Origin of the sequence: Winogradskyella echinorum, assembly GCF_014297365.1 — a bacterium.
GTDB classification, from domain to species: Bacteria; Bacteroidota; Bacteroidia; order Flavobacteriales; family Flavobacteriaceae; genus Winogradskyella; species Winogradskyella echinorum.
The window spans coordinates 1,561,617-1,579,108 of sequence record NZ_JACOQD010000001.1 but is presented as its reverse complement, the minus strand read 5'-3'; the positions used below and the strand labels follow the sequence as shown (position 1 = coordinate 1,579,108).

General features: G+C 34.7%; 12 protein-coding genes. 1 reads left to right on the top strand and 11 read right to left on the bottom strand.

Annotation, left to right across the window (positions count from 1 at the left end):
- Positions 1–6: 6 nt before the first annotated feature.
- From ruvB to H8K90_RS06955, 9 genes are all read right to left on the bottom strand, one after another.
- Positions 7–1,029, bottom strand: a complete 1,023-nt coding sequence (gene ruvB / locus H8K90_RS06995; RefSeq protein ID WP_186845195.1) for a Holliday junction branch migration DNA helicase RuvB — start codon at positions 1,027–1,029, stop codon at positions 7–9.
- Between the two features lie 135 nt (positions 1,030–1,164).
- Positions 1,165–2,958, bottom strand: coding sequence for a cytochrome c oxidase subunit I (locus tag H8K90_RS06990; RefSeq protein ID WP_186845194.1), 1,794 nt, complete (start codon positions 2,956–2,958; stop codon positions 1,165–1,167).
- A gap of 32 nt (positions 2,959–2,990) precedes the next feature.
- Positions 2,991–4,058 carry a cytochrome c oxidase subunit II gene (locus tag H8K90_RS06985; protein ID WP_186845193.1) on the bottom strand — a complete coding sequence of 356 codons (1,068 nt, stop codon included), beginning with the start codon at positions 4,056–4,058 and terminating at the stop codon, positions 2,991–2,993.
- A gap of 25 nt (positions 4,059–4,083) precedes the next feature.
- Positions 4,084–5,460, bottom strand: coding sequence for a quinol:cytochrome C oxidoreductase (locus H8K90_RS06980; protein ID WP_186845192.1), 1,377 nt, complete (start codon positions 5,458–5,460; stop codon positions 4,084–4,086).
- A 22-nt stretch (positions 5,461–5,482) separates the two neighbouring features.
- Positions 5,483–6,034, bottom strand: coding sequence for a c-type cytochrome (locus tag H8K90_RS06975; protein ID WP_246457544.1), 552 nt, complete (start codon positions 6,032–6,034; stop codon positions 5,483–5,485).
- A 1-nt stretch (position 6,035) separates the two neighbouring features.
- Entirely contained in the window at positions 6,036–6,575 is a 540-nt protein-coding gene (locus H8K90_RS06970) for a DUF3341 domain-containing protein (protein WP_186845191.1), read from the bottom strand.
- An 8-nt stretch (positions 6,576–6,583) separates the two neighbouring features.
- A complete protein-coding gene (gene nrfD, locus H8K90_RS06965; RefSeq protein WP_186845190.1) occupies positions 6,584–8,332 on the bottom strand; it encodes an NrfD/PsrC family molybdoenzyme membrane anchor subunit in 1,749 nt (582 codons plus the stop codon).
- Between the two features lie 29 nt (positions 8,333–8,361).
- Positions 8,362–11,481 (bottom strand): TAT-variant-translocated molybdopterin oxidoreductase, encoded by a 3,120-nt coding sequence (locus tag H8K90_RS06960; protein WP_186845189.1) that lies wholly within the window; start codon positions 11,479–11,481, stop codon positions 8,362–8,364.
- Positions 11,482–11,505: 24 nt separating this feature from the next.
- Positions 11,506–12,837, bottom strand: a complete 1,332-nt coding sequence (locus tag H8K90_RS06955; protein WP_246457541.1) for a cytochrome c3 family protein — start codon at positions 12,835–12,837, stop codon at positions 11,506–11,508.
- A gap of 168 nt (positions 12,838–13,005) precedes the next feature.
- On the opposite strand from H8K90_RS06955, the gene H8K90_RS06950 reads away from it, so the two are divergent.
- Positions 13,006–13,386, top strand: a complete 381-nt coding sequence (locus H8K90_RS06950) for an SPOR domain-containing protein (protein WP_186845188.1) — start codon at positions 13,006–13,008, stop codon at positions 13,384–13,386.
- A 71-nt stretch (positions 13,387–13,457) separates the two neighbouring features.
- On the opposite strand, the gene infB is transcribed toward H8K90_RS06950, so the two are convergent.
- Positions 13,458–16,169, bottom strand: a complete 2,712-nt coding sequence (gene infB, locus H8K90_RS06945) for a translation initiation factor IF-2 (protein WP_186845187.1) — start codon at positions 16,167–16,169, stop codon at positions 13,458–13,460.
- An 87-nt stretch (positions 16,170–16,256) separates the two neighbouring features.
- Entirely contained in the window at positions 16,257–17,489 is a 1,233-nt protein-coding gene (nusA, locus tag H8K90_RS06940) for a transcription termination factor NusA (protein WP_186845186.1), read from the bottom strand.
- Between the last annotated feature and the right edge of the window lie 3 nt (positions 17,490–17,492).

The window sequence follows — 17,492 nt, the reverse complement described above, 5'->3', positions numbered from 1 at the left end:
ATTGGGCTAAAATAAACCTCCTTGAGTCGGTCCTTTTATTTTCCCTAAATGCTTATATGCTTGTTCTGTTACCTCACGGCCTCTTGGTGTGCGCATTATAAAGCCTTGTTGTATTAAAAAGGGTTCGTAAACTTCTTCTATAGTTTCTGTACTCTCACTTACAGCTGTTGCAATTGTACTTATTCCAACAGGCCCTCCTTTAAATTTATCGATAATAGTAGTTAGGATTTTGTTATCCATTTCATCCAAACCATGAGTATCTACATTCAATGCTTCAAGAGAAAACTTTGCAATTTTAATATCAATTTTACCATCACCTTTTATTTGCGCAAAATCTCTAACTCTCCTCAATAAAGCATTTGCAATTCTAGGTGTCCCTCTGCTACGTCCGGCAATTTCAATAGCTGCTTCCATAGAAATTGGAACATTTAATATCGATGCACTACGTTGTACAATCGTGGTTAATAAATCTGTTTTATAATATTGAAGTCTACTGCTTATTCCAAAACGGGCTCGCATTGGAGCTGTAAGTAAACCAGAGCGCGTTGTAGCACCAACTAAAGTAAATGGATTTAAATTGATTTGAACTGTTCTGGCATTTGGGCCAGACTCAATCATAATGTCAATTTTATAGTCTTCCATAGCTGAGTACAAATACTCTTCTACAATTGGGCTTAAACGGTGGATTTCATCAATAAATAATACGTCACGATCCTCTAGATTAGTTAGTAATCCAGCTAAATCACCTGGTTTGTCTAAAACTGGTCCAGAAGTGACTTTTATGCCAACATCTAATTCATTAGCTAAAATATGAGCTAAAGTAGTTTTTCCTAAACCAGGAGGTCCATGAAACAACGTATGGTCCAAAGCTTCATCTCTTAGGTTAGCAGCTTGAACAAATACCAGTAAATTTTCTAATACCTGATCTTGGCCTGTAAAGTCTTCAAAAGTTAATGGTCTTAACTTTCTTTCGACATCCAATTCTTCAGGACTAAAATTATCGTTAGATGGATTTAGGTTTTCGTTCATAGCATATTCTCTGAAAACAGGAATCTCATTAAATTAATATTCAATACTCAAATATAACGAAAAAGCCTTTCTGTTTTCAGAAAGGCTTTAATATTGTGAATCACTTTAATTGATATCTCATTTATTAAAAGGGATTTAATGATGTAGTTCCTCTTCACCTTCTTTCATTGGTACATTCTGAGGTACAAAGTCATCATCGTGTCCTGGCTTACTGTAATCATAAGACCATCTGTAAACATGAGGAATTTTTCCTGGCCAGTTACCATGTATATGTTTTACTGGTGCCGTCCACTCTAAGGTGTTAGATTTCCATGGGTTCTGTGGTGCTTTTTTACCAAAGAACATACTGCTAAAGAAATTGTATAAGAATACCAATTGGAAAATACCACCTACAATAGCAAACATTGTTATAACAACATTGGCATTTGCAGTATCATCAAATAATGGGAAATTTGAGTTTGTATAATAACGTCTTGGTAAACCAGCCATACCTATAAAGTGCATTGGAAAGAATACACCATAAGCACATATTGCTGTTACCCAGAAATGCAAATAACCTAGGTTTTTATTTAGCATTCTACCAAACATTCTAGGGAACCAATGATAAATACCTGCAAACATTCCATAAAGAGCAGATATACCCATTACTAAATGGAAGTGCGCTACTACAAAATACGTATCGTGTACATTAATATCTAACGCACTATCCCCTAAAATAATTCCTGTTAATCCACCTGTAATAAATGTAGAAACTAACCCGATTGAAAACAGCATGGCCGGATTCATCTGTAAGTTACCTTTCCAGAGAGTGGTTATATAGTTAAATGCTTTTACTGCAGAAGGAATGGCAATTAATAAGGTTGTAAATGTAAATACAGAACCTAAGAATGGATTCATTCCTGAAATAAACATATGGTGACCCCAAACAATTGTAGATAAGAATGCAATTGCTAAAATTGAAGCAACCATGGCACGATATCCGAATATTGGTTTACGTGAATTTGTTGCAATAATTTCTGAGGTAATACCTAATGCTGGTAATAATACAATGTATACTTCAGGGTGACCTAAGAACCAAAATAGGTGTTCAAATAATACAGGTGAACCACCTTGATAATGTAATACTTCGCCTTGAATAAATATATCTGATAAGAAGAATGATGTTCCAAAACTTCTATCCATTATTAATAATAGCGCTGCAGATAATAATACTGGGAATGAAATTACGCCAATAACTGCCGTTACAAAGAATGCCCAAATTGTTAATGGCAATCTTGTCATTGACATACCTTTAGTACGTAAGTTTATTACAGTAACAATATAGTTCAATGAACCTAGTAGAGATGATGCAATAAAAATTGCCATAGATACTAACCATAAGGTCATACCCATACCAGATCCTCCTTGCGCCATAGGCAATGCCGAAAGCGGTGGATAGATTGTCCAACCTGCTGCTGCAGGACCTGCTTCTACAAATAACGAAATAATCATTATTACACTAGACAAGAAAAATAACCAGTAAGAAACCATATTTAAAAAGCCCGATGCCATGTCTCTTGCACCAATCTGCAATGGAATTAAGAGGTTACTAAATGTACCACTTAAACCTGCAGTTAATACAAAGAAAACCATTATAGTACCATGTATTGTTACGAGTGCTAAATAAATATCTGCATCCATAACACCTCCTGGTGCCCATTTACCTAATAAAGCTTCAAATAATACATTTGGCTCTTCTGGCCATGCAATTTGCATACGGAACATTATTGACATTAAAACACCAATAACACCCATTATTGTACCTGTAATAAGGTACTGCTTTGCAATCATTTTATGATCTTGACTAAATATATATTTAGTTACAAAAGTTTCTTTATGATGATGTACGTCGTGATCGTCGTGACCGTGTGTATCTACTGTTGCTGACATAATCTCTTTATCTATTTCTTAAAATGATTTTATTATTTGTTTAATGAATTAGCAAAGGTTTTTTGCTCTTTCATCCATGCATCGTATTCTTCTTGTGTCTCTACAATTATCTTCATTTGCATATTGTAGTGTGACTTCCCACAAATCTTATTACATAATAATAAGTAATCAAATTCATAAGGATCTAGAGCCTCTTCACCATTTGCAGCTAACTCTTTACTTTTTTCAGATCTAATTGCATTGATATTTTGAACCTTATCAACTATATCTGGGTTTTCACGCATTTCTGCAGTTGTAATTGTTGGGGTAAAACCGAATTGAGTTACCATACCTGGTACACAGTTCATCTGAGCTCTAAAGTGAGGCATATAAGCAGAATGCAATACATCTTGAGAACGCATTTTAAATAATACAGGTTGACCAACTGGTAAGTGTAACTCTGATACTATAACATCATCTTGCGCATTAGGGTCATCTTCTGCAACACCTAATATATTTGCTTTATCTAAATCTATTAATCTTACGTTAGCTTGACCAAGTACATTATCCGCACCACCATATCTCGCTTTCCAGTTAAACTGTTGTGCATATAATTCAATTACCATAGGATCTTCATCCTCGTCAATATTCATTATATCATTCCAGGTAAATAATCCATAGATGATTAAACCAGCTAAAACAATTACAGGAATTATGGTCCATACAAACTCTAAAGTGTTGTTATCTGCGTAGAACAATGCCTTTCTACCTTTTTCACCTCTATATTTAAAAGCAAAATAGTGTAACAAAAATTGTGTAACGGTTTGAACTATAAAAATGAGAACCATTGAGATAATCATTAAATTATCTATTTCTGGTCCATGCGCAGAGGCTGCATTAGACATTAATGGTAAATCACCTAAATACCAAAAACTAGCTATGGTAATTACATAGATGAATACTAAAAATCCCATCATTAAGTAGCCATTAAGTTTGTTGTCATTATCGTCCGCAATTTGCGTATTAGATGAACCAACTTGAGCTAAATCAAAAATCTTTATCATTTGCCATAAGGCAACTGTTACAAAGAGTACAATTATAATCGTTAATAAAGCAGTCATTATCGTTTCTGTTCTTTTTTAATAATTAATAATGGAAATGTTCACTTTCCTTAATAAATGGATTTCCTTTTGCAAGCAATGGATATTTACCGAGAGACCAAAATACAGTCAGTAAAAATAAACCACCAAATAGTAGTATTGCTCCTATCTCTGGCACACCTATAAACCATCTATCACCAACAGTTGCAGGCATAATCATATTGAAAACATCTATATAATGTCCACAAAGAATTACAATACCAGCCATAACTACGAACCAATTGATTCGCTTATAGTCACTATTCATTAATAATAATAAAGGAAATACAAAGTTCATTGCTAACATCCCAAAAAATGGAAGTTTATAATCTGCAATTCGAGTTGCAAAATAAGTTACCTCTTCAGGAATATCTGCATACCAAATTAACATAAACTGTGAAAACCATAGGTAGGTCCAGAAGATACTTATCCCGAACATAAATTTGGCTAAATCATGTATATGGCTATCATTTACAAACTCTAATAAGTTTTTAGATTTTAAGTATATGGTTACTAAAGCAATTACAGTGATTCCACTTACAAACATACTTGCAAATACATACCATCCAAATAATGTACTAAACCAGTGAGGGTCTACACTCATTATCCAATCCCAAGACATCATAGATTCCGTATAAATATAGAATACTAAAAATGCTGCAGAAATTCTGAAATTCTTCTTAAAGTTTCTATTATCATTTATATCTGCGTTATCTTGAGCAACCGAAAACTTTCTTGAAAAATAACGGTATACAGACCAACCAGCTAAAAAGATGATTCCTCTAATAAAAAATCCTGTTTTATTTAACCATCCCGATTTACCAGCAACTAATTTATCGTAGTTTTCATGGCCAACTTCTGTAACTCCATCTTTCAACCATACAAATAAATGACTGTCTGCAACAAATGCAATCAATAACACTAAAATACCACCAGGTAATACATAAGATGTAATACCTTCCATTACTCGAAATAATACTGGCGACCATCCGGCTTGAGCTGCATATTGTACAGCATAAAACGCTAATGCACCTAGAGCAATCATAAAGAAAAAGAATGCTGCTACATATAATGCAGAATAAGGTCTATTGTGTATTTGGTGTAATACATGTTCTTCGTGGCTAACTTTATGCCCTTCTTCAGCGTGCGCTTCTGCACCATGAGCATCATCGTCATGAGCCTTTTCTACATGAGACTCAGATTCTCCGTGAGATTCTGTTGCATCTTCGTCACCATGATGAGCTTCACTTTTTAGTAAAGCCTCAACATCTTTTACAGTTTCATATTTATGAGAATCCATAAAACCGTAACCAACACCTAGTACTCCTAAGACTATCATTACAATAGCGGCTATTTTTAATCGATTTGAAATTTTATATTCCATTTATATAATCTTTATCTAAATCTTATTTTTTTAAATCAGCTTTTAGTTTTTCAACATAAGCTACAACATGCCATCTCTCAGTTTCACTTAATTGATTAGCATAAGAACCCATGGTATTTTTACCATAATATATCGTATGGTAAATGCTTCCTGTAGTAATATCTTTATCAGCATAACTACCAGGAATAATTAACTCCTTTTTAGCTAAAGTACCGTTTCCATCACCTTTTGTTCCATGGCAAATTGCACAGTAAATATCATATAGAACTTTACCTTGTTCATAATCAACCTGAGTTGAGTCTAATGGGCTAGTTAAATTTAATTTAGCTTCTTCATAGCCTTCTGTAGTATTATCAATTTCAAAAGGCATAAAATCACCTCTTGGAATAGTTCCTTCTGCTGGCAATTGTGCTTCTACTCCATTAGCGAAAGCATCAGATTCTTGATATGTTTCATAACCAACCGACTCATACATATTTGGCATGTACTGGTAATTTGGTCTTGAATTCTTTTGGCAAGACACAAAGCTCACCAATAGAATTGATACTACGATATATTTTGCTGCTATCTTCATATTAATGTGCATCTTCGTCTTTATCAACTATATTTATTTCAACAGCTCCGGTTTCTTTTAATAATGATGTTAATTCATTTTCATTATTATGTACAGCAATTTCCATTAAGAAATGATCATCTGTTGTTCTAGGATCTGGATTCTCTGCTTTTTTAAATGGCCACATTCTACTTCTTAAATAAAATGTAATTACCATTAAATGCGCCGCAAAAAATACCGTTAGCTCAAACATAATAGGTACAAATGCTGGCATATTTTCTAAATAACTGAAACTTGGTTTACCACCAATATCTTGTGGCCAGTCTTCAATCATTATAAAATTCATCATTGTAATAGCTACTGTTAAACCAACACAACCATACAAAAATGATGCAATAGCTATACGAGTAGGAGCTAATCCCATTGCCTTATCTAGTCCATGAACTGGAAATGGTGTATAAATTTCTTCGATATGATGTTTTTCTGCCTTTACTGTTTTAACAGCAGACATTAATACATCATCATCTGTATAAATAGCATGAATTACTTTCGAAGCTTCCATAGACTATATTAGTTGTTTAATAAATTTTTAGCTTGCCCTGACCAATCATCACGTTCTGCTCTTCCTGGGAAAGAACCTGTAATTGAATCTAACAAATCATATTCCGTTTTTGTCATCTTACTAACTTGTAAGAATGTGTATATACCAATACTATTAAGTACCTCTTCCATTTTAGGCCCAACACCACTGATTTTCTTTAAGTCATCCGCAGTTTCGGTAGAAGCATCAAAGGTTCCAATACTTCCTAAAAGGCTATTTACTTTATCGGCATTATCGCTAGATGGTAAAGTAGACTCTACTGGTTTAGTTGCTGTAATAGTCGTAGTTGCTAAATTAGATGTTCTAGCATCTGCACCTGTTCCTACCAAACTATCACCACGTTCTCTAATATTTTTGTAACGCTCACCAGATGATTTTAAAATAGTTTTTACCTCTGCTTGAGCAATTACTGGGAACGTACGTGAGTACAATAAGAATAACACAAAGAAGAAACCTATTGTTCCGATAAAGATTCCGATATCAACAAATGTTGGTGAGAACATTGTCCAAGACGATGGTAAATAATCTCTATGTAATGATGTTACAATAATTACAAAACGCTCAAACCACATTCCAATATTTACAACAATTGAGATAAAGAATGAGAACATAATACTCGTTCTTAGTCTCTTAAACCACATAAATTGTGGAGAGAAAACATTACAAGTCATCATTGCCCAATATGCCCACCAATAAGGTCCTGTAGCCCTGTTTAAGAACGCATATTGTTCGTATTCTACACCAGAATACCAAGCGATGAATAACTCTGTGATATAAGCTACACCAACGATAGAACCTGTAATCATAATTACTATGTTCATTAGCTCTATGTGTTGCACTGTTATATAATCTTCTAGATTACACACTTTACGCATAATAATAAGAAGTGTGTTTACCATGGCAAATCCTGAGAAAATCGCACCAGCAACGAAATACGGTGGAAAAATCGTAGTATGCCATCCTGGAATTACCGATGTTGCGAAATCAAAGGATACAATTGTATGTACAGAAAGTACTAATGGTGTTGCTAAACCTGCAAGAACCAAAGATACTTCTTCAAAACGTTGCCAATCTTTAGCACGACCAGACCAACCAAAACTTAATAAAGAATATATTTTCTTTTGGAATGGCTTAACTGCTCTATCTCTAATCATTGCAAAATCTGGTAATAAACCTGTCCACCAGAATACAAGTGAAACCGATAAATAGGTAGAAATTGCAAATACATCCCAAAGTAATGGCGAGTTAAAGTTTACCCATAACGACCCGAATTGGTTAGGGATTGGCAATACCCAATATGCCAACCATGGACGACCCATGTGAATAATTGGGAATAAACCTGCCTGCACAACTGAGAATATTGTCATGGCTTCCGCAGAACGGTTAATTGCCATTCTCCATTTTTGACGGAAGAGAAGAAGTACTGCAGAAATCAATGTTCCTGCGTGACCAATACCAACCCACCAAACGAAGTTAGTAATATCCCAAGCCCAGTTTACAGTCTTGTTAAGACCCCAAACTCCAATACCAGTTGATACGGTATAAATAATACAACCTATTCCCCAAAGGAATGCAACCAAAGCAATGCTGAAAACAATCCACCATGCTTTGTTGGCTTTGCCTTCTACTGGTCTTGCTACATCTACTGTAACATCGTGATACGATTTTTCTCCAGTAACTAAAGGTCTTCTAATAGGTGCTTCGTAATGAGACGCCATAATTATATACGTGTTTCTTTAATTTTTATTTATGCTTTAGATGTATTTCTCACTTTAGTTTGATACATAACATTTGGTTTTGTACCAACACTTTCTAATAAGTGATACATACGATCATCTTCTTTTAATGCTGTAATTTTACTGTCTTTGTTATTAACATCACCGAATACCATTGCTCCGTTTCCACATGCCGCAGAACAAGCTGTTTGGAATTCTCCGTCTTTAACTTCACGTCCATCACGTTTAGCATCTAGAATTGTTTTTTGTGTTTTTTGAATACACATCGAACATTTCTCCATAACACCACGAGATCTCACAGTCACATCTGGATTTAATACCATACGGCCTAAATCATCATTCATGTAATAGTCAAACTCATCATTCTTGTTGTACAAGAACCAGTTAAAACGACGAACCTTATAAGGACAGTTGTTTGCACAATATCTTGTACCTACACAACGGTTATAAGCCATGTGGTTTTGACCTTGACGACCATGAGCAGTTGCAGCAACAGGACAAACCGTTTCACAAGGTGCGTGATTACAGTGTTGACACATTACTGGTTGAAACGCTACTTGAGGATTATCAGCAGGACGTTCCATTTCACCAAAACCTCCTAAAGATCCATTGTCTCCAAATAAACCATCAAACCCTTCTTTCTTAGCGTTATCTGCTTCAAATTCATCTTGATGAGAATAGTATCTATCAATACGCAACCAGTGCATATCTCTACTACGTCTCATTTCAGATTTACCAACAACAGGTACGTTGTTTTCTGCATGACATGCAATAACACATGCTCCACAACCTGTACAAGCATTTAAATCAATTGATAAATTAAAATGATGACCAATTGAACGATCAAACTCATCCCATAAATCTACATCTGGAGATGTTACAGGAGTTTCAATATGATTAAGAGACACAACAGGAATTGCATTCCAATGTTTCTTATCTTTTGTATTAAAAATTTCTAAAGTCGTTTCTTTGATGATATCTCCACGTCCCATCAACGTATTGTGAAGCTGTACGCAAGCAAACTCATGTTCACCAGAAGCTTTACTAATAGTTACTTCTTGTACTGCATTAAAGTTTTTATATAATGGATAAGCGTTAACACCTGTTTGCATTTCAGATTTTAAACCAGCTGTTCTACCATATCCAAATGATAAACCTACTGAACCTGGAGCTTGACCAGGTTGAACTATTACTGGTACTGTAATTGGCTCTTGACCACTCACTGTAACTGTAGCATAACTACCATTTAAACCACCATTAGCGACATTCCAGTTTTTTAATTCTAATTTTTCAGCATCAGCTTGAGAAACTGTTAAGTAGTTATCCCAAGTTGTTCTTGTAATAGGATCTGGAAACTCTTGTAACCATGGGTTATTAGCTTGTTGACCATCTCCCATACCAGTTTTAGTATATAATGCTAATTCCATAGCACTACTTTTAACAGAAGAGGCTAACGCTCTAGCAGCATTTCCGCTAGGTGTTGTTAATTCTTCGTCATCACTTTCAGCAGCATCAGAAGTTACTTCAGTGTTTGTTGGCGTATTCGATGCAACAAAAACACCATCTTGTACCGCTTTATTAAAAGACGCTCCATTTAGTATTTCAGAGCTCCAAACTGATTTTAAATAATCTCTATAAGAAGCACTATTACCATTCCATCCTAATAATACTTCTTGAAATTGTTTTGTATCAAACAATGGACGAATTGTTGGCTGCATCATTGAATAATGACCAGACTTTAATTCGTAATCTCCCCAAGATTCTAAGTTATGAGGTGCAGCTGCAATATATTGGCATAATAAAGAAGTTTCATCTTGCTTCATAGAAAAAGCAATAGATAAATCAACTTTACTTAAACCTTCTTTAAAGTCTGAAGCATTTGGTAAAGTATATATTGGGTTAACACCATTCATAATAACGGCACCAACTTTTCCTGATTTCATATCAGAAACCAATTGCATTACTGCTTTATTGTTTCCTTGTCTTGTTTTTATGGTCGTTTTAGGGTCAAACGCTTTACTTTTTAAGTATTCGTTTATTTCTAATACCACAGTCTGTGCATTTACATCCTGGATTCCTGTAACCACCACAGCATTGCTACCTGCTAATCTAATTTCCTTAGCTGCTGCTTTAACTGCTGCATCTAATCCTTCAGAAAGTTTAACACCACCTGCAGAATTCCCTGTAACTTCACTGTATAATTTTACTAAAGCTAGTTTTTGCTCACTTGGCTTTAGTGGTATGCGCTTATCTGCATTTGCACCAGATAAAGACATGTTAGATTCAAATTGAATATGTCTAGACATTTTGCCATGATCTGGAATACGCTTTTTAGCGTAACCAGATTCAAAACCTCCACCTTGCCAATCTCCTAAGAAATCTGCACCAATGGAAACGACAGTCATAGCTTTAGAGAAATCATAATTAGCCATTCCTCTAACACCATACTTAGCTTGGTAAGCATCTAATGTTGCTGACTCAGATACAGCATCGTAAGACACATGTCTTACATTTCCATACTTTTCAGTAAACTCAGCAATTAGTTTATTTGTAGATGGACTAGGCATTGTTTGTGTTAAGAACACTATTGCTTTTCCATCACCTAAACCATTTAAAGCTGAAGTTGTTTCAGACATAAATGTTTCCCAAGAGATTGCTGTTTCACCTTTCATTGGTGATTTAACTCTTAGATTATCGTACAAACCTAAAACTGAAGCATTAACTCTTGCATTTGCAATACCGTTAGTTCCGGCATCCGTATTATTTTCAATTTTTATTGGTCTTCCTTCTCTTGTCTTTACTAAAACACTAGCAAAATCGAATCCGTTAGCAATTGTAGTTGCATAATAATTAGCAACACCAGGAATAATCTCTGTTGGTTGCACTACATACGGAATAGATTTAATTACTGGCCCCTCACAAGCTGCTAAAGATGCAGCTGCTGTACTGAAACCAACGTATTTTAAGAAATCACGACGCGATGTTGATGAAGACTCTAAAGATTCTTTATCACCTAAAAATTCATCTGTAGGAATTTCTTCTACAAATTCGTTTTGTTGTAGCGCCTCAACAATAGAGCTATTTTCGTTTAGCTCTTCAACACTTTTCCAGTATTTCTTGTTTGATGACATATAATTATGAATTACTTCTATTTATTAATAATGACATTTACCACATTCTAATCCACCCATCTGCGCTGCAGTTAACTGCTCAACTCCATATTTCTTAGATAGTTGTTCGTGAATTTTTGTATAGTAAGCGTTGTCTTTAACTTTTACATTAGTTTCTCTATGACAGTTAATACACCAACCCATAGTTAATGGAGCATCTTGATACATAATCTCCATTTCCTCCACAGGCCCATGACAAGTCTGACATTCTATACCGCCAACAGTTACGTGTTGTGAGTGATTGAAATATGCAAAGTCTGGTAAGTTGTGAACACGTATCCATTTCACTGGTTTAGAGTCACCTGTATAAGCAGTACCATCCCAACCAACTGCATCATATAATTTTTGAATCTCAGCATTGTAATCTACTCCATATTCTTTCCCTTCTGCCAAGGTAGCAGGTGCTACTTCTGAAATTGATTTATGACAATTCATACACACATTAAGCGACGGAATCCCAGATGTTTTACTCACTCTTGCAGAAGAGTGACAATATTTACAATCTATTCCATTATCACCAGCATGAATTCTATGAGAGTAATGTATTGGCTGTACAGGTTCGTATCCTTGATCTACACCAATTTGCATAAAATAACCGTATGCGAAATAACCACTTGCTAATAAGAAAAATATAGCAGTAACTAATACTAAAAATTGATTTTGAACAAAAGCTTTCCATATTGAATCACCACCTTTTTTTGAAGGCACTTCAATTCCTTTAGCCTCAGCAAAACGATTCAATGTGCGTTTCACTAAAATCAATGCCATTGCTAATAAGCCAAATAATACGGCTAATGCTCCCAGGATTATGTTATTTGAAACCCCACCTTCACCTTGCGTATTTGTATTTGGATCAACAGTCGGTACAACCGGCTCTGGTTTTGGCTGTGCAGTATAAGCAAGAACATCAGAAATATCTTGATCTGTTAAAGATGCCAAAGCCGTCATCGGACTCTGGTTATACTCATTATAAATTTTGTTTGCGTAAGGATCGCCAGATTTGATAACAGCGGCACTGTTACGAATCCAAGCATTAATCCATTCTCTATCTAATCCATGTTCTTCTGCTAACCTAGCTTCCACATTACGTAAAGCAGGCCCTGTCATTACTTTGTCTAGTTTATGACATGATGCACAATTAGCTAAAAATACTTTTTTTCCATTAACCGGATCGCCTTCTTGGGCTGAAAGTGAGGTTGAAAACGTGAGTAATAAAATAAAACCTAAATAAAGAATCTTTGAGGTTAAATTACGGTAGATCACCTGTTTCATATTGTTGGTTGAATTATCTTCTAAACTTTGGTACGATTTTTTCATTCAATTTGAGAACAAAACATGTTTATAAAAACTCATGCAAAAGTAATATTTAAAGTCGATTTTAGAAATGTTAGCGAACTGTTAATACATAATTTATACCAATTCTAAATAACATATTTTACCGATTTACGTTGAATATAATATCTTTGTATTTTAAAAGTAAAATTTATGACATTAAAAACCAAATACATAAGCTTCGTAATCTTTCTGTTTGCGATTTCTCTTACAGCTAATGCTCAACAAGGGGAAGTTAAAGTAACTCAAGATAGTGATATTGTTAAATTACTAGAATACAAAAAAGATATTAAGACTTCTAAAGTATTTAAAATACAAGTATATCAAAGTGTTGACCCTGATAAAGCTGAACGCGAAAAGGCCAATTTTTTAAATTCATATAGTGAGTGGACTGCAAAAATTGTATGGAACACACCAAATTACAAGGTTTGGGTGGGAAATTTTGCCACAAGAATTGAAGCTGACCGTGCACTAGTAAAGATTAAGAAAAAATATATGTATGCTAATATTCTTCAGCCTAAATCTGATGACTAAATCTGTCATTTTATAGCATAAAAAAAACCGACAATAACTTGTCGGTTTTTTTACGTCTATAATTGAAATTACTATTTCAATTTCTTCTTTATTTCTACTTCTTCGAACGCCTCAACAACGTCTCCGATTGCAATATCATTGAATCCTTTAATTTGCATACCACAATCATAGCCTTTAGCCACCTCTTTAACATCATCTTTAAAACGTTTTAGAGCCTCTAATTCACCTGTATGAACAACGACACCGTCTCTAATAATTCTAATTCCAGATTTTCTATAGATTTTACCATTCATTACCATACAACCTGCTATATTTCCAATTTTAGAAACTTTAAATATTTCTCTAATTTCAGCTGTACCAGTAACTTCTTCTTTTACTTCTGGCGATAACATACCTTCCATTGCATCTTTAAGATCATTAATAGCTGCATAGATAATTGAGTATGTTCTGATATCAATTTCTTCTTTATCTGCAATCATTCTTGCGTTACCTACTGGTCTCACATTAAATCCTACAATAATTGCATCTGAAGCTGTTGCTAATAACACATCACTTTCTGTAATGGCACCAACACCTTTATGTATAATATTAACCTGAATTTCTTCAGTAGATAATTTTTGGAATGAATCGGTTAAAGCTTCAACAGATCCATCTACATCACCTTTAAGGATAATATTTAACTCTTGGAAATCACCAAGTGCAATACGTCTACCGATTTCATCTAATGTAATATGACGTTGCGTTCTTACAGACTGCTCACGTTGTAATTGTGTACGCTTGGTTGCTATTTGTTTTGCCTCACGTTCATCTTCGAAGACATTAAACTTATCACCTGCCTGTGGAGCACCATCTAAACCAAGAATAGACACCGGAGTTGCAGGACCAGCTGCAGCTACATCCTTACCACGTTCGTCTTGCATAGCTTTTACCTTACCACTATTTTTCCCTGCTAAGACATAATCACCTACTCTTAATGTACCAGCTTGTACTAATATAGTTGAGACATATCCTCTACCTTTATCTAAGTAAGCTTCTACGACAGTACCAATTGCCGGTTTGTTAGGGTTAGCTTTAAGTTCTAATAATTCAGCCTCAAGCAATACTTTTTCTAGTAATTCTTTAACACCTGTTCCCATTTTAGCAGAAATATCGTGAGATTGAATTTTCCCTCCCCAATCTTCTACTAAAAGATTCATTGCTGCTAATTGCTCTTTTACTTTTTCTGGATTAGCATCTGGCTTATCAATTTTATTAATGGCAAATACTATTGGAACTCCTGCTGCCTGAGCATGTGAAATTGCTTCTTTTGTTTGTGGCATAATAGCATCATCTGCCGCCACAACAATAATGGCAATATCCGTAACTTGAGCACCACGAGCACGCATCGCTGTAAAGGCTTCGTGACCTGGTGTATCTAAGAATGCAATCTTTTGTCCATCTTCTAGCTCTACACCATATGCACCAATATGCTGTGTAATTCCACCAGATTCACCTGCGATTACATTTTCTTCACGTATGTAATCAAGTAAAGATGTTTTACCATGATCTACGTGACCCATTACAGTAACAATAGGTGCACGAGGCTTTAAATCTTTAGGGTCATCAACAAATTCTTCTATTGATTCTTCAATATCTGCTGTAATAAATTCTACTCCAAAACCAAACTCTTCTGCTACTATAGTAAGTGTTTCTGCATCTAATCTTTGGTTCATGGTAACCATCATTCCTAAAGACATACATGCTGAAATAACTTCAGTAACACCAACTTCCATCATAGTAGCAATTTCACTTACAGTAACAAATTCTGTTACTTTAATGGTTTTACTTTCTGCTGCTGCTATTTCTTGATCGATTTCCGTTTGTTGACGGTGTTGATCTCTTTTCTCTCTTCTGTATTTAGCTCCTTTACCTTTATTAGACTTTCCTTGAAGTTTCTCTAAAGTTTCACGGATTTGCTTTTGTACTTCTTCTTCACTAGGCTCTTCCTTAACCACTTTTGGTCTAGAATTACCTCTACCTTTTCCGCCACTACGTCTATTATCGTAGTTTGGTTTTCCACCAGAATTATTATCTCCTGCTTTACTAATACGACGTCTTTTACGCTTATTAGCATCACCTGAGGCTGCTGGCTTATCTTCTTTCTTCTTTTTAGGTTTATTAAACTGCGAAAGATCAATTTTCTTCCCTGTCGTTATTGGACCTGTAAGCTTTTTGTATTTTGTTTTTAGCGTTTCTTCTACCGGCTCTGCAGCTTTAGCTTCATCAACTTTAGCTTTCTCTTCTTTTTTTGCTGATTTTTTAACTTCCGCTTCTTTTTCTATTTTAGGCTCAACCTTTTTAACTTCAGGCTTTTTCTTTGGCTCTTCAGTTTTAGCCTTTGGAGTTTCTTTAACTTCGGCAGGTTTAGATGCTTCTTTTTTAACTGCCTTACCTTTATCCAAGTCGATTTTACCAACTTTTTTAGGACCACTTAAGTCGGCTTTTGCCTTTACTATTGGCTCTTTTACAGCTTCTTCTTCTTTTTGTTTTTCTTCAATTTCGCGTTCGCGTTTTTCTCTAAGTGCCTCTTTCTCTTTGAGTTTAGCTTCACTTACTTCTTGAGCTTTTTCACGCTTAGTAGCATCTGTCTGAAATTCATCAGAAAGCGTATCGTAAACCTCTTGCGAAATTTTGGTATTAGGACTTTTCTCTACCTCGATACCTTTGGATTCTAAAAAATCCACAGCACGATCGATAGAGATGTTTAATTCCCTTAATACCTTATTTAATCTTGTTTGAGCCATAAATTGCCTGTAATATAACTTAAATATATATGATACCTATTCAACTTCAAAATGTTAATTAAAACATTTTAAAAATATAAGATGGTATTAGTCTTCAAATTCTTCTTTTAGAATTCTGATAACTTCTTCTATAGTTTCTTCTTCTAAATCTGTACGCTTCACTAAATCAGCAACATCTTGTTCTAAGATACTTTTTGCTGTATCTAAACCAGCTTTGCTAAATTCTGAAATAATCCATTCTTCAATTTCATCAGAGAATTCTTTTAATTCAACATCTTCTTCTGCTCCTTCTCTAAATACATCTATCTCGTAACCTGTTAATTGACCAGCTAAACGAATATTGTGACCACCTCTACCGATGGCTTTTGATACTTCTTCTGGTTTTAATAGCACCTCAGCGCGCATATTCTCTTCATCTAATTTTAAAGAGGTTACTCTTGCCGGACTTAATGCTCTTGTCACAAACAATTGAATATTGTTGGTGTAATTAATAACATCAATGTTTTCATTTCCTAATTCACGAACAATTCCGTGAATTCTAGAACCTTTCATACCAACACAAGCTCCAACAGGGTCTATTCTATCATCGTAAGAATCTACCGCTACTTTTGCTTTCTCACCAGGAATACGAACTACTTTTTTAACAGTAATTAAACCGTCAAAAACTTCAGGGATTTCCTGTTCAAATAATTTTTCTAAGAACAATGGTGATGTTCTAGACATTATAATTGCTGGTTTACTTCCTTTTAATTCTACGCTTTCTATAATTCCTCTAACATTTTCACCTTTTCTAAAGAAATCTGAAGGAATTTGTCTGTCCTTTGGAAGTATAATTTCGTTACCATCGTCATCTAACAAAATAATTGCTCTATGACGAATGTGATGTACCTCTGCTGTATATATTTCGCCTTCTAATTCCTTAAAGTGCTTGTATATATTTGTATTATCATGCTCATGGATTTTAGAAATTAAGTTTTGTCTTAATGCTAAAATTGAACGACGACCTAAATCAATCAGTTTTACTTCCTCAGCAACATCTTCACCAACTTCAAAATCTGGTTCTATTTTTTGAGCCTCAGATAATTCAATCTCTTGGTTTGGTTCTTCGACTTCACCATTAGCTACAACAATACGGTTTCTCCAAATTTCTAAATCTCCTTTATCTGGATTTATAATGATATCAAAATTATCGTCATCACCATATTTCTTCTTTAATGCATTACGTAATACATCTTCAAGAATCGCCATTAGCGTAACTCTATCTATTAATTTGTCGTCTTTAAATTCTGAAAATGATTCAATTAACGCTACATTTTCCATAAC